The following is a 14,556-nucleotide window of genomic DNA, read 5'->3' as shown; positions in this document are numbered from 1 at the left end:
TGGGATGAATTTTGCACAGCATCGAATAAAAGCAGCACGCAAGGAGGGTTTATACCAGTAGCGCCCTTCAATTTATGACAGCATTGTTTTTAATTAACTATATCATCATATCGAGCAGGCGCTACGTCTGTGGTTAGGAAAGCGTACGTGGACATTATTTTATTTATTCAAGCCGTCATCATGGGTATCGTTGAAGGTATCACTGAGTTTTTACCCATCTCTAGCACCGGCTATCTGATTTTATCTGCTGATATCATGGGCTTTTGGACCAAAGAAAAGGTCGATCTGTTCGTCGTCGTGGTACAGCTAGGCGCTATTCTCGCGGTCATTTACGACTATTGGGGTAGACTCTGGCAAGCGCTGATGGGGCTGATAATCGGTAAATCTGAGACGATGGGCAATCCGCGTCAGCTTGGGCTTAGTTTGATTGTCGCCACTATTCCGGTGATGATCGTTGGCTTTACTTTCGCCGATCAGATCAAGGCGTACCTATTTAACCCTATTGTTGTCGCTATTATGCTCATCATCGGTGGTCTGCTGATATTTTATGTCGAAAAGCGCCCGAAAACGATTATCGCCAAAGAGGCAGAAGAGGTGAGTTTTAAGACCGCGCTAATGATAGGTCTGTTTCAATGTTTAGCGTTAATACCAGGCACCTCGCGCTCGGGCGCAACCATTATCGGAGCGCTTTGGCTTGGCGTTTCGCGTAAGGCTTCGGCAGAGTTTTCTTTCTTTTTGGGTATCCCAGTGATCGTTGGTGCAGGCTTGCTTGATTTAGCGAAGCATCATGAGGTACTGGCTAGCAGTGAAGATTGGCTGGTATTAGCGATAGGCACGGTCGTGTCCTTTATCGTAGCGCTGCTATGCATACGCTGGTTGGTTGCTTGGGTGAGTCGCCGCGACTTTACTATTTTTGCTTGGTTGCGCATTGTCACCGGCGTCATCGTGTTACTAGCGGCTTGGGTGTTTGGGTATCAGTTTGCCGGATAAAACGATAAAACTACTTTATGTTAATCACTCACAGCTTACCGCTGTTGAGCGCCTGCAGACATTAATTGCTGATAATCAACTGCCAATAACGCTCGATGTAGAGCGCATTGAAGGTAAAATAAAACAGCGGTTAGCAGCACTAAATGCTGAAGGCGAGCAAGCCGCTTTGTTATTGGATAACAAAAACAAACTATCCTTATTAAAGGATGGTCTCAGCGTAGCACCAGAGTGGGATAAATTGCAGCGGCGGGTAGTGAGCGCCGGGCGTAAGTCGGAGCTGATATTAAGGGCGGCAAAAATCAGCGCAGACAGCCAAGTGATAGACGCAACCGCAGGTTTCGGTCATGACAGTTTGATATTGGCCAGCACCGGTGCTCAAGTCACCATGCTTGAGCAGCAGCCGTTGATGGCATTGCTATTGTTGGTAGAGCAGCAGCGGATGAGTGCACAGCCCAATTGGCAAAAACTGATGGCGCGCTTAACTATTATCAACACGGACGCACTAAGTTATTTTGCTCAATTGCAAAAAAACACGACTGACCAAGCCGTAGCCGTTGATGTCGTTTATTTAGATCCGATGTTTCCAGAAGACAGCTATCAAGATAGTAAGACTGGCAAAGGCGCAAAAGTGGGCAAGCAGATGCAAGCGCTGCATCACCTAGCAAGACCGCCAACGTTAGACGAAGAAAAAGCACTACTCAATAACGCGCAGGCCGTAGTAGCTGATAATCAAGAAGGACGAGGACGGGTTATCGTTAAGCGTCCGCAGCAAGCGCCATTTTTGTCTCAGCAAAATCCCGATGAAAGTTGGCATAATGCAGCCCTCCGCTTTGATGGTTATTTCGTTTAGTGGAATATGAGTCATTATGTTTATATTGATCTTTAGTAGCAGTCAGCTTAGGAGAGAGCGATGTTAACCATCATAGTTTGGGCGGTAGGAGCCGCATTATTATTAATAAATATATTTTTGCGCACCCGTATTTTGCGTTTAGAAGCGGAGCTTAAAAAGCTACGCAGTCCGCAAGAATATATGACCTATCTACGTCAGCAAAACGTCCAAGACAATAAAGTTGCAGCAATCAAGGCATTACGTAAGCAGTATCCTGAGTTGTCGTTAATCGAAGCCAATAGTCTGTATGAGAACCTATAAAGAGCATCAAAGTTATGAGTAGTACGCCCTTAGAGTTAAGCCTAAAAGACAAGCTGCATGCCTATATGCAGTTGACGCGCTTTGATAAACCAGTCGGTATAGAGCTGCTACTTTGGCCGACGCTGTGGGGTGTGATGCTAGCAGCGATGGGGCAGGCGCAAAAGCAGGGCATGGTGGCCGGCTTGCCTAGTCTAAAAGTATTTATTATCTTTGCGCTTGGGGCGATTTTGATGCGGGCGGCAGGCTGCGCGATTAATGATTTTGCCGATCGTAAAGTCGATGGTCATGTGACGCGCACGAAAGGCAGGCCGCTTGCTGACGGTCGTCTGTCAGGTCGTGAGGCAGTCGCCGCGTTTTTAATATTGGTGACTCTCAGTGCTTGTCTATTGTTTTTTTTACCGATACAAGTGTTCTATTGGTCGCTTGGTGCAGTAGTGCTAGCGTTTATTTATCCGTTTATGAAGCGCTTCACCCATCTGCCGCAAGTGTTCTTAGCTGCCGCCTTTGGTTGGGCGATTCCAATGGCTTATGTGGCGGTACAAGGCGCGCCTGATATTTGGTGTTGGCTGCTATTTATCGCTTATATGTGCTGGACGGTGGCCTACGATACTCAATATGCGATGGCAGATCGCGAAGACGATTTAAAGATTGGGGTTAAATCCACCGCGATACTCTTTGGCCGTTTTGATATCGTTATCATCTCTATTCTACAAGTATTGTTTTTGCTGATAATGGGCGTGGTATTGTGGCATTATTTTGTCCCAACGAGCTTAAATATCATTCCTGTCTTTGGCTTAGCCTTAGTAGCAATGATGTTCGCTAAGCAAAACAGCGCCTGCGCTAGCCGTCAGCCGATACCTTGTTTCCAAGCTTTTTTGGCGAATATCTGGGTCGGGCGTTACGTCTTTGTCTTAACCGCTATCTCTTGTCTATGGACGACTTTCAATGGGTAAATTCTCTGAGTCATTAAAGCGACGCTCGACTAAGAAGCCTGTAGTTAATGAAGTACAAACAGCTTATGAGATTAATCTTGCTGAGCATGGCTTGACCCGCGAAGAGGTTATTGCTACTGAGCGTAAGCTTGCCAAATTCGCTAATACTATGGATTCGGTGGTGCGCATACCTTTCACTAAGCAGGGCTTAGGTGCGGATGCGGCGCTATCCACCATTCCATTAGCAGGTGATATAGCCGGACTGATATTGACCAGTTATGCGTTTATTTTAGGCCGGCAATTAGGCGTTCCTGCCAATAAAATGACCCCAGCGGTACAGCTGGCACTGGTTGATACGGTAGTGGGTATCGTGCCCGGTATTGGCACCTTACTCGATATCTTTATTCGCCCAAGTCGTAAGACTTTGACTATCGTTCATCAGCATTTGCAAGACGAGTATGGCATTACTGAGACCACTCATCTAGATCGGCCGTTTTTGCATCAGAGCCTAGAGGATAAGCAGCGGCAGAGTGCGATTTGGCGCAATCCAGTCGTCGCTTGGATATACTTGCATATTCCTGATATTTTGGGGCTTATTATTATTGTCTTTGTGGTGCTGGGACTTTGGACCGTGATTAGATGGTTAATCGGCTTATTTTCTTAGGCTGAAACGATGAGTCTGACTCTTTTTAAGTCAGCCAATCATAAACACTAAGTCTGAGTCACTACTTCCGCCTCAGCGCTAGTCGCTTCATAACTTGTGATAGTGCCGTTTTCTATTAGATCTATACTACTACCGCCGCCATGACTGACCAGCTCTATGCTACCATCCTTGGAGCGATAAGTAGGGTTATTACCTTGACCCTCTGGCGCGCTCAAGGTCAGTTTAGGTCTATTAGGTAGGGTAACAATCGCATTCAAAACACCTGTCGCTGATGTCTCAAAAACTACCGATAGGCTCTCACCACTAGCACTGCGATATTCTACATCAGTAATCTGCGTGCCTTTTACTGCCTGCTCTAGGTTTGGGCTGCTGGTCTCTGTGTTAGTCGTCACTCCTGCTGCGCCAAGGTCGTCCTCAAGTGACTCAAGCTCAATATCATGCTCGCTTGACGTCTCTTCTACAATTGTCGCCGATTTTTGCTCATTTTCTTCATTATTGACGTCGGTTTCTTCAACTGTTGTTGCTACAGGCGCGGCTGACTCCTCAATGACTACCGTTTCAGTTTCAGGCTCTTGTTGGCAAGCTATCAATGCGAAGCTTGCTATACCTAAAGCCATAATAGGTAGCAGGCGAGTTTTAGGCTGAGTCTTAGATAAGCTTTTCATAATAGATGCCTTATTATTGATATACAAGAGCTGTAATACGTAACAGATGAGTTAAATTTAAGCCCACCCTAAGCTAACCACTTTTTTATTTTGTATAAACTTAACTGCTGACGGTAATAACCACTCGGCGCTGACCGCCATAATTGCGGTGCTCGCACAAATAAATTCCTTGCCAAGTACCGAGTCCTAACGCGCCATTCACAAGTGGTATGGTTAAGCTCACCCCAAGCATTATGCTTTTGAAATGCGCAGGCAAGTCGTCGCTTCCCTCAAGTGTATGACGATAATGGGGCTGATCGGCGGGCGCAACTTTATTAAGCCAATCTTCAGTATCTAAGCGCACATCAGGGTCGGTATTTTCATTGATAGCAAGGCTGGCTGAGGTATGCTGCAAAAATAGATGCACTAAGCCTATTTTTGTATCTCTCGATATCAGCTTGTCGATAGCTTGGTTAATCTGCGGCGTAATAATATGAATACCGCGCGAGTAGGCGGGTAGGGTTAGGGTGGTTTGTTGATAAGGCATCAGTTGCTCTCGCTATGAGGTTAGTGGCGTCTGCAGGCGTTTACGATTCGGTGATAACTTGCTCATCATCTCGCTTGATAAAGGCGCAAACGCTCCTAACATAATATCAGCCAAAGCCTCGGCACATACCGGTGCAAAGGCATAGCCTTTTGCGCCCATCGCACTCATCACCCATAGGCGCTGACTGCCCGTTAGTTGACCAACGATAGGATGATAGTCTGGCGTTTGCGTGCGTACGCCTGCGCGCGCTTGCCAAGACTGCGTGTCGCTTGGAATAATAGCGTCAAGCTCAGGAATAGCTGTGATTAATTTATCACGGCTAACCTCATGCTCATCTGCTCTTACACTAGTATCAATATCATTACGCACAAAACTTGCACCCAATAAAAACTGCGACTCTCCTTCTGCTACAGGATTTAACTTAGCATCGCCAGCTTTTGGCGTAAATAGACTACAATACCCGCCATATTTAAGCGGTAGTTTCGGTAGACTGCCAAGCTGTTTAGCAGTCGGCGTAAACCAAGACAGCTGCCCACGTATCTTACGACAATCAAAAATACGCTCGTCTAACTGATGACTCTCAAAAGCCGCGCAAATTACTACATTTACTGCTTGTAGTGTGATTGTACTAGCGCTTTGTTCTGTATGATTGTGACCGCTAACGCTGATATGGTCTTTTTGCTCGTCTATCTGAGTCACTTCTAAGCGTTTAAAGCGAATCAGTGGATGAGCCAGAATAACGTCCTTTAATGCTTGCGGATTGATTAGACCTGACTGCGGTAGATATAAGTTCTCAGTCAAATCCTGCGCCGTTAATCCTGACAATTCACTTGCTTTGCTAGCTGGCAAGGTTGTCGCTAAATCATCAGGGTAAGCACCAATCTGACTACTGTCGATATTGGCCTTTAGTAGTAAATCAAGCGCCGCTGTCGGCTCGATAATAGGCGCGCTATGCTGCTTTTTTGCTTGCTCATTGAGCTGTTTATAGAAGCGGCTACTATAGAGATAACCGATGGTATGTAGGTGCTCATTAGCGTGATGAAGTGGCGTCATCTTCGGTGCGAGTAGGGCGCGCGGATTGCCCGATGCCCCTGCTAATGGCGCTGTTTTATCCAGTAGAGTCACTTTGATGCCGCGATTAGCCAACGACCAAGCCAGCATTAGCCCTGCAACGCCAGCACCAATAACGATATAGTGATAGTTATCTGAGGTAGAGCTTCGCTTAGAGTTATCTTGAGTAGGAGTTGTCGGCAAACTCTCACTGACTCTGGCAGTCAGCATCTCACGCTTACGGCCAAAGCCTTTGACTTTGTTTATCGTAAAGCCATGCTCTTGTAAGCCGCGTTTGACCACTCCAGCACAGCTATAAGTGGCTGCGGTAGTGCCAACAAAGGAGAGACGCTGCAATTGCGCAAAAATCGTCTCTGCCCACAATGACTCATTGCAAGAAGGGGCAAAACCGTCTAAAAACCAAGCATCCACTTGTGGTTTGCTTCCAGTTTCAGTATCTGCAGTGCTAGTAGTTCCAGTATCTGTCGCTAATTTCGCTAGACTACTCTGAGCCTCACCAAGCCAAATATCAACGGTGAGATTATCTTCCTCAAAATGCAAGCGATGACAGCCTTCGATAAGGCTAGGGTATACCGCCAAAAAACTTTCAATATTTTGTGCCAGCTCAGGGGCGCGCATGCTCCACATACCCAAGATTTGCCTTAAGTCTGTCAGGAGGATAGGGTGCTTCTCAGTAGTGATAAAATGCAGTCGCGCAGTGTCTAGATTGGGATGTTCGACTCGTAGCTGTTGCCATAATTGCCAAACCGCTAGCAGATTAAGGCCAGTACCAAAACCTAATTCAGCAATAGTAAAGCACTGATGAGCGCTAAGATTGACCAAGCGCTCAGCAAGCTGATTGCCCTGAATAAAAACATAACGCGACTCAGCTAAGCCGTCGGCATGAGAAAAATACACATCGCCAAACTCACCAGATACCGGCACTCGGTTACCGCTATCGTCACTCTGCCATGCGATATTGGCAGGGATAATCGCGTTTGCATAAGCGCTAGTGCTAGTGTTGGTAACATTAGTGACAAGAGTAGACATAGAGATCTCAACGGCTAAGAGAGATAAGAAAGGAGGTAGCTGACATAACCGACTATATCAGCTTAATTTATAAAATAACATTGTAAGGTTAGCAAGATTAGTAAGAGATAGAACAGCTTAAGGGTATCAAAACTATCAAAATTAGCAAAACTATCAAAATTAGCAAAACTACCAGCGCTCTCGGCGTACAAATACTAGCCAAGAGATAAAAATACCGACCAGTAAGCTAATCAACACTGTAAAAGCACCGTATAAAAACAGCTGACCTTTGCTCTCATAAACCAAGACATTAGCCTGTGTCTGCAAGTCATTGACTTGTCGCTGCAACTGCGCGTTACGGCTGAGTAGCTGTTGGTTGGCGGCCGATAGCGCTTGGTCTGTTGGCTGTAGTTCAGTGGCAAGCGTTGGTTTGCCATCGGCATCGGTAGTCGCCGCTGGTCGCACTGACGTTGACGTCTCAGCCGGCTCGGATTGTGCGGTTGTTGGCTCTGTAGAAGATACGGCTGATGCCGCTTGCACACTAGCAGCGCTGAACAGTAAGGCCATAGCCAGTAGAGCAAACAAAGCGCACTTGATGATATAAGTTGGCACGAAAGAGGTTTGACTCACGATGATGAAACCTTATCGCTAGGTAGGGTGTGGATAAAAGGTCTGACATCGACATGGCTATACACGCCATCGCGTAGATAAGGCTCAGCATCGACCCAAGCTTGCGCTGCTGCTAACGACTCAAAATCCGCGATAATAACACTACCTGACATCGCTGCCGCATCATGCTCAATAGGCGTGGGACCAGCGATAATTAGACGCTTGTCGCGATCTAGAGCTTGCAAGCGCTCGACGTGTTCTGCTCGCGTGATCTTACGCTGGGCACTGCTATTTGCCACATCGTGACCGATAATTACAAATAAGGGCATCAGGTTTCCTTTAATAAGAGTAATGAATAATAACGACTTATTATTATCAAAATTAGCATTTAGTAAAGTGCTGTTATTCGTATATAGTCGGTGCTCATTAACAACCTCTCATAACACGATAAGCTTCAGGGGTTGTATGAGCAAACCATTGAATAATAAGCGCTATTTAGGTTTTTGATCCGTCAAGGCCGGATTAATATGGTTTTTTAATACCGCGAACTGCGCAATAATAAATACCAGCATAATAGGTATCCAGCCGTAGGTTTTAAAATTAATCCAAGCCTCATCAGACATCGTAAATGCCGTGATATAATGAAGCACACCCATTAATACAAAAAACAAAGCCCAAGCGACGGTCAGCTTTTTCCAGCCGCTCATGGTCAGAGTGAAGACCTCTTTCATCGCCAATTGCATTAAGGGTTTATTAATAGCGGCGCTGACAAACAATGTTAAGGCAAAGATGCCATTAATAATAGGGGACTTCCAACGTAAATAAACGTCATCACGCAGCAGCAAGGTGCCGCCACAAAAAACAATGGTCAATAATAACACCACCCATTGCTGCTTATCGAATTTGCCTTTTTGGCGAATAAAGTGAATGGCATAAACGATGACAGTAGCGATAAGCAAAGCGCCCGCCGCTGCCAAAATACCATTTTGCCTAGCAACAACGAAGAAGGCAATTAGGGGAATAAAGTCTAATAAGGCTTTCATAGCAGATGAGATGTCCAACAAAAACGTAGAGTGTAGTTTACACGTCTACTGTACTAAACAAAAGCAGTCAGAGCTGCAATAACCATATATGACCACGCAGATATGGCTCTTACCTTTACTTTCTTTATTTTGATCTGACGATAACACTTTAAGGCCCGCTTTATGAAGATAGACTTACATTGTCACAGTACTTGCTCTGATGGCACTTATGCGCCTACTGAGGTGGTACAGCGTGCTCATAGCGCCGGCGTTGAGGTATTGGCTTTGACCGATCACGACACGCTGCTGGGTATCGATGAAGCAAGAGCTGCAGCTACTGCTTGTGGTATGCAGCTGATTAACGGCGTTGAGATCAGTTGTGAGCATACGCTAACGGGCGGTTATGGTAAAAACAAATCCACCAATAAGATCATTCATGTAGTGGGGCTTGATTTTGCTGATCGCGCGCAGATGCATGCCACCTTGCAGCACCTGCAAGACAGCCGTGCGACGCGCGGTCAGAAAATCACTGAGAAGCTTAGTGAGTTATTAAGTCTCGATTATGATGAGCTTTGGCAAGATGTACTGACTAAAGCAGGCGGTAATCCGCAAGCAGTAGGGCGCGCCCATATTGGGCAAGTGTTGTATGAGCGCGGTGAGGTCAAAACGGTACAAAAGGCATTTGACAAGTATCTGGCAGATCACAAGCCAGCTTACGTGGCGATTGAAGCGCTGAGTATGGCACGCGGTATCGAGCTTATTCATGCATGCGGCGGCAAAGCAGTGCTCGCGCATCCTACCCGCTATCATCTCTCAGCCACGCGAGTGCGTAAACTCATCAAAGAGTTTGCCGAGCTTGGCGGCGATGCCTGTGAGTTACCGGCTGATAGTGAGCCGGTCAGCACTCGGCGTATGGTCGATCGCACTATCGCTGAGCATCAGCTAGCCACCTCTATAGGTAGCGACTTTCACGGGAGTAACATGCCTTGGCGACGCCTTGGTGATGTACCTACTTTGCATGAAGAGCAGCGAGGGATTTGGCAATCTTTTGACTCATTATCTCGCCAGTAATAGCGAATGACTTAAAGCTATTGAGCGTTTTATGATTGAATCAAGACCTTACATTCGATAATATCAATAAAAAACTCGATTTATTTATACCAACCTGTATACGGCTGCGTATCCATGGCTATTTCGATATATCAATTAGGCTATAAGAAGCTCTCTCAGATTATATTTGAATGGCAAATAGCAGATCGTACCTCGCTACTTGCCTTATTTATTTTTATAGAAGTCGCTCTGCATTGGTTGTGGTTCTTGGTGGTATGGTTGTGCCGAGATACCGTTGAACCTTATGTCGATATGCATCTGTTTTACCCGCTTTGGTTAGGCGTTACGATCACTGGGGTGCTGCTGTGGTGGATGATTGGTTATTTATCACGCATAAAAAGCAACTATAAGCTATTACTGCGTTGGCAGCTTATATTGGTTCTACTCTACACGGTTTATATCACTTCTATCATTGTCATGGTCGGCTACAGTAGTCTAGTCGCTGGCGTATCGCTGATTGGCGGTGCTATGTTGGGGATGATGCTTATAAAGCGTCGTTATGTTTGGCGCACATTTTTATTACAGATATTTTTAGTGCTACTGGCCATTATCTCTCCTTACTTTGGTATCAGTTTGCCCAATTTGCGGCAAATGCCGGTCATCTCTCCGCTGATTGATATTTATAATTATCTCACTTATAACGAGATTATGACTATCGAAAACGCTATTGCCGCTTTTATTTTCACAAAAGAGACCTTGGATTGGGATGATATTAGTGAGCTACAGCGCTCATCGACTTTTTTTTGGCGCTCAACTCATGTCTATTTGGCACTTCCTAAAGCGCTTTTTACCGTCTATATTTTTCGTAAGCTGCTATATATCTTGGATGAGAGTAGAAAGGAGATTTTGGAGCATGCCCATAAAGATGAGCTAACGACTTTAGATAACCGCCGTTATGGCTTGACGCAAATGCAGCAGACCTTAGCAGACACTACAGCCACGCAAGACTATAGTGTGATTTTATTAGATTTAGATCTTTTTAAAGAAATTAACGACAGCTATGGCCACAATGTAGGCGATCAAGTATTACGCGAAGTGGCGCAAGTCTTAATTGATTCGCTAGCGACGACTGACGCTATCATTAGTCGTTATGGGGGTGAGGAGTTTTTGATTGTGCTACCCAATACAGCACATGCTGAGACCCTGAGTATCGCTGAGCAGTTGCGAGTAAGAATCGCTGAACACGTCATCCAAACCGAGGACAAGGATAGTGTCAAAGTGACTGCGAGTTTAGGGATTTATACCTTAACGGCTGATGAGCTCACGGTGATCAAAGACAGGCACTTCTCAAAAGAACGAGCGCTACTCAGCTCACAAGCGAAACCGACGCGCACGCGAGCAGCAGTATTTAGCCAAAACAAACCCAGCGGTTCTGCTAACGCTTTATCCGATATTCAGCAGCAGCTACCAAAGGATATCTGCCAGCACTTGATCAGTAGCGCTGATAAAGCACTATACGAAGCCAAAGATAGAGGGCGCAATGAGGTGGTCAGTGCTAATGATTTATTAGCAGTGGAAGCATAGAGGCGCAGTTGTTAACTTAATGACAGATAAATGTCTATAAGCTAGCGTACCGTTAAATTCTCAACTACACTTGCCAATACGCTAGTGGCAAAGCTGCCTGTCGTCAACGTAAAGCTCAAGACCAGCGTTTGCTCCCCATCTTGCTCATCCGCCCATCGCCAGCTCAAATCCTCAACCGGTAGTCGCAGTGCTCGTCTTTGCGCTTTTACCTCACGCTGCTCAAGTCCTGTTGCCAATGCCGCCAAAAGAGCATCTTGCTGTACGACTGTGTTCTCTAACTCAGCAGCATCGCCTGCTACTTTATCATTACCTGCGCCCCACATGACCGCGGTTGGATGAATATCACCGCTGGCCACTCGCGCTTGCAAGGTCTCATCCATGTGCTCGCTGGCAAATATCGAGCCTGAGCCATTTAGATTAAATACCTCGCCATTTAATCCTGTATTCCAGCTGCCGTCTTGCACTCTAGCGGCCAATATCTGATTAAAAATGAGGCTTCGCGCCGCCGATAACTCCATCGAGTTTTGCTCGCGTACGGCACTTTTACGTTTATTTTTCTTTTTAGCTGATGAAGTGCTTTTTAATGGTCTGGCAAATAGGTTTAGCGCTTCGCGGATATTATTACCACCAAAACCAAAGCGCTGCGGACCAAAATAGTTAGGCACGCCGGTCTTGCTGATGGTCTGTAAGTGCTGCTCTACGGATGATTTATCACCCAGCGTTTGATCTTTTGCAAACTCAATATCACGTAGAGTAATCACAAATTGATTGGCGTTATGCGTACCGCGATTTAATTTTTTATTATGCCAATGCTCAGCGATAATTTTGACCGTCTCATGCTCCTTGATATCTACAGGCGCAAAGTCGCTATCAGGCTTTTGTTTTTTAGGCAGCCGTAGACTAAACCACTGCGTCGTTAGCGCTAGGCGATCTTTAAGTCCTGAATAGCCGACATCGCGCAAAGGTATGTCCGCCCATTCAGAGAGTAATTTAGCTAAATAAGCGGTATTAATCCCTGATTTTTTGATATGTAGCCACAAGTGCTCACCCTCGCCTGTGAAGTCTACCTCTAACCGCTCATTGACCACAAAGTCTTCAGGTTTCGCTTTATAGAGCGCCTGTTTGATAGGTGGCGTCATAGGCTGAGGTAGATCAGCGGAATGGGTTACTGCCGCAAAGTCGATAGTGGCAGGGTCAAGATGTTGATTCTCTATAGCAGTCATAAGAAAGTCATTTAATAAGTGATAAAAGAATTATAGTCAGATCAGACAAAGATTGTTACAAATCTAAGCGCGCTGCTGGTATAAATTTTACTTGCGTGCTGTTGTCACAGAGGCTGCGCAAAATTCATTCCAGCAGCGCTATGTCACTCTTAAAGTGAATTGACTATAGTAAGACATTTAGGTTGATTCACTGAGTAAAGTAGCATAAACGCTTAACGCTTAACGCTTAAACTATCGAGTTTTGGATTAACCGCTGAAAAGTTACGATTTGCAACGCGCTAGATATACAAAAAAACATCGCCCGCCAAGTGGTCTTGCTACTATTAAAGATAACGCCATTTTTAATGGTACTTATTTATCTGCAATATCAAAAAAGTAGTGCTTCACAATCAGCCTAGTAGAAGCAACTAACGATCAATACCTAATAATGAAATAGCAAACGTTAAGGATAACTTATGACTGACAATAACAAAATTACTATTAGCGCAGAGGGTATAAAAGATGGCGGTATGAAGTCGTTCAAACAAGACGATGATAGTATCATTTTAATCACCCGCGATGGTGATGAGTTTAACGCTTTTGATGGTAAATGTACCCATGCAGGCGCGGACTTAGGCGAGGGACTACGCTGCGGTAATCGCGTGATTTGTCCTTGGCATCACGGCACTTTTGATAGTACTGATGGCTCGCTGATAGAGCCGGTTGCGATGAAAGGCTTGACGCGCTATAGCGTGACTAGGCAAGGCGACAGCTTAATCGTTGATACGACTAGCAATATCAACGAGCGAGCAGATAACGATCAGCTCGCTGATACGCATACCATCATCGTCGGCGGCGGCGGTGCAGGCTTTATGACCGCCAACCAGCTACGTCACACTGGCTATGGCGGCAAAATCACCCTAATCAGTGCCGACAATAAAGCGCCTTATAATCGCCCTTTGTTGTCCAAAGCCTTTCTAGCAGGTCAAATGGACGAGAGTAAACTTATTTTAGGCGGCTCAAATTGGGCTGATAGAAATAATATCGACTTGCGTCTGAATCAGCGAGTCAGCGAAGTCTTGCCCAATGAGAACGCCATTATTATCGAAAATAACAACGGCGATAATGAAAAACAAAGCGCAGACTTTTTGGTGGTGGCGACCGGCGCTGAACCTAAGATACCACCGTTTAAAGGTGCTGATCTTGCAGGCGTGTTTACGCTACGTAGCATGAGCGACGCCAAAGCCATCAAAGAGGCTAGTCAAGATAAGCAGGTGGTCATCGTGGGTACTGGGTTTATCGGCATGGAAGCTGCAGCGGCGTTATCGCAAGCAGGCGAGGCCGCCTCAATCACTGTCGTTGGTCGTAGCGCGCGGGTAATGAGCAATATCGTCTCCCAAAGCGTCAGCAATACGCTAATAAAGATGCATGAAGAGCATGGCGTAAACTTTGCCTTTGGCGCGAACGTTGCTGATATCAATGGCGATAAGGGTAAAGTCACCGGCGTTACTTTAACTGACGGCAATGAGATAAAGGCTGACGTGGTGATTTTGGGTACAGGAGTAGCACCGCGCACTGATCTGCTTGAGCAGGTCAATGATCCTGATGGCGTACAAGTCGATAACGAGTTGCAGCTGCGCGATGGTGTATATGCGCTAGGCGATATTGCCAAAGCCACCAATCAGATGGGACGTATGCGTATTGAGCATTGGCGCGTCGCCTTGCAGCATGGCATGGTAACCGCAGGCGCTATCTTGAATAATGATAACGTTAACACGCTAGAGGAGCGTATCCCGTTCTTTTGGACGGCGCAATATGGCAAAAGCCTACGCTACAGCGGACATGCCGCGACGCCAGATAAAGGCATTTTATTTGGTACGCCTGACGATTTAGATTACATTGAGTACTATTTTGATGACGAAGGAGAGAATACTCGCGCTAGTGCCGCCAGCTCCCTAGGCCGAGACAAAGAGCTGATTGCTTTTAGCGAATTATTACGCCGTGGTCATGCGCCAACCCGCGCTCAAATCAATGCAGGATTCGATATTATCGAGCAAGCCCATGCGCTATCACCATAGACTAA

15 protein-coding genes are annotated in these 14,556 nt (G+C 46.0%); 8 read left to right on the top strand and 7 right to left on the bottom strand.

Annotated elements, in window-relative coordinates:
• Positions 1-147: 147 nt before the first annotated feature.
• From JMY03_RS04885 to JMY03_RS04865, 5 genes are read left to right on the top strand one after another with little or no spacing between them, the layout of a single operon-like run.
• Complete coding sequence (locus JMY03_RS04885; protein WP_201601564.1) at positions 148-990, top strand: undecaprenyl-diphosphate phosphatase; 843 nt, start codon at positions 148-150, stop codon at positions 988-990.
• On the top strand, positions 974-1,840 hold the full coding sequence (locus tag JMY03_RS04880) for a class I SAM-dependent methyltransferase (protein ID WP_390880002.1): 867 nt from the start codon (positions 974-976) through the stop codon (positions 1,838-1,840). The genes JMY03_RS04885 and JMY03_RS04880 overlap by 17 nt, the downstream gene beginning before the upstream one ends.
• A 60-nt stretch (positions 1,841-1,900) precedes the next feature.
• Positions 1,901-2,140 carry a hypothetical protein gene (locus JMY03_RS04875; protein WP_201601558.1) on the top strand — a complete coding sequence of 80 codons (240 nt, stop codon included), beginning with the start codon at positions 1,901-1,903 and terminating at the stop codon, positions 2,138-2,140.
• Positions 2,141-2,154: 14 nt separating this feature from the next.
• Positions 2,155-3,093: a 4-hydroxybenzoate octaprenyltransferase gene (gene ubiA / locus JMY03_RS04870; protein ID WP_201601555.1), complete on the top strand. Its 939-nt coding sequence runs from the start codon at positions 2,155-2,157 to the stop codon at positions 3,091-3,093.
• Positions 3,086-3,736 (top strand): DUF4112 domain-containing protein, encoded by a 651-nt coding sequence (locus JMY03_RS04865; protein ID WP_201601552.1) that lies wholly within the window; start codon positions 3,086-3,088, stop codon positions 3,734-3,736. The genes ubiA and JMY03_RS04865 overlap by 8 nt, the downstream gene beginning before the upstream one ends.
• 47 nt (positions 3,737-3,783) lie before the next feature.
• On the opposite strand, the gene JMY03_RS04860 is transcribed toward JMY03_RS04865, so the two are convergent.
• The 6 genes from JMY03_RS04860 to ispZ all read right to left on the bottom strand — a co-directional run bounded on the left by JMY03_RS04860 (position 3,784) and on the right by ispZ (position 8,658).
• Positions 3,784-4,401, bottom strand: a complete 618-nt coding sequence (locus tag JMY03_RS04860; RefSeq protein WP_201601550.1) for a hypothetical protein — start codon at positions 4,399-4,401, stop codon at positions 3,784-3,786.
• A gap of 100 nt (positions 4,402-4,501) precedes the next feature.
• Positions 4,502-4,927, bottom strand: coding sequence for a secondary thiamine-phosphate synthase enzyme YjbQ (locus JMY03_RS04855; protein ID WP_201601547.1), 426 nt, complete (start codon positions 4,925-4,927; stop codon positions 4,502-4,504).
• Positions 4,928-4,939: 12 nt separating this feature from the next.
• Positions 4,940-7,027, bottom strand: a complete 2,088-nt coding sequence (gene mnmC, locus JMY03_RS04850; protein WP_201601545.1) for an FAD-dependent 5-carboxymethylaminomethyl-2-thiouridine(34) oxidoreductase MnmC — start codon at positions 7,025-7,027, stop codon at positions 4,940-4,942.
• 168 nt (positions 7,028-7,195) lie between these two features.
• Positions 7,196-7,636 (bottom strand): hypothetical protein, encoded by a 441-nt coding sequence (locus JMY03_RS04845; RefSeq protein ID WP_227675485.1) that lies wholly within the window; start codon positions 7,634-7,636, stop codon positions 7,196-7,198.
• Positions 7,633-7,944, bottom strand: coding sequence for a YciI family protein (locus tag JMY03_RS04840; RefSeq protein WP_201557398.1), 312 nt, complete (start codon positions 7,942-7,944; stop codon positions 7,633-7,635). Before JMY03_RS04840 ends, JMY03_RS04845 begins: the two co-directional genes overlap by 4 nt.
• Before the next feature lie 162 nt (positions 7,945-8,106).
• Entirely contained in the window at positions 8,107-8,658 is a 552-nt protein-coding gene (gene ispZ / locus JMY03_RS04835; protein WP_025644548.1) for a septation protein IspZ, read from the bottom strand.
• A 162-nt stretch (positions 8,659-8,820) separates the two neighbouring features.
• Here ispZ and JMY03_RS04830 point away from each other — a divergent pair, with 162 nt between their 5' ends.
• Positions 8,821-9,708, top strand: coding sequence for a PHP domain-containing protein (locus tag JMY03_RS04830; RefSeq protein WP_201601542.1), 888 nt, complete (start codon positions 8,821-8,823; stop codon positions 9,706-9,708).
• 114 nt (positions 9,709-9,822) lie between these two features.
• Positions 9,823-11,271, top strand: a complete 1,449-nt coding sequence (locus tag JMY03_RS04825; protein ID WP_201601539.1) for a GGDEF domain-containing protein — start codon at positions 9,823-9,825, stop codon at positions 11,269-11,271.
• Between the two features lie 41 nt (positions 11,272-11,312).
• On the opposite strand, the gene truD is transcribed toward JMY03_RS04825, so the two are convergent.
• Positions 11,313-12,494 (bottom strand): tRNA pseudouridine(13) synthase TruD, encoded by a 1,182-nt coding sequence (gene truD, locus JMY03_RS04820; RefSeq protein ID WP_201601536.1) that lies wholly within the window; start codon positions 12,492-12,494, stop codon positions 11,313-11,315.
• 455 nt (positions 12,495-12,949) lie between these two features.
• Here truD and JMY03_RS04815 point away from each other — a divergent pair, with 455 nt between their 5' ends.
• Positions 12,950-14,551, top strand: a complete 1,602-nt coding sequence (locus JMY03_RS04815) for an FAD-dependent oxidoreductase (protein ID WP_201601533.1) — start codon at positions 12,950-12,952, stop codon at positions 14,549-14,551.
• The last annotated feature ends 5 nt before the right edge of the window (positions 14,552-14,556 follow it).

Source organism: Psychrobacter submarinus (genome assembly GCF_904846685.1).
Lineage (GTDB): Bacteria > Pseudomonadota > Gammaproteobacteria > Pseudomonadales > Moraxellaceae > Psychrobacter > Psychrobacter submarinus.
Note: the sequence above shows the minus strand (reverse complement) of the source record. Positions and strands in the feature narration are given on the sequence as shown.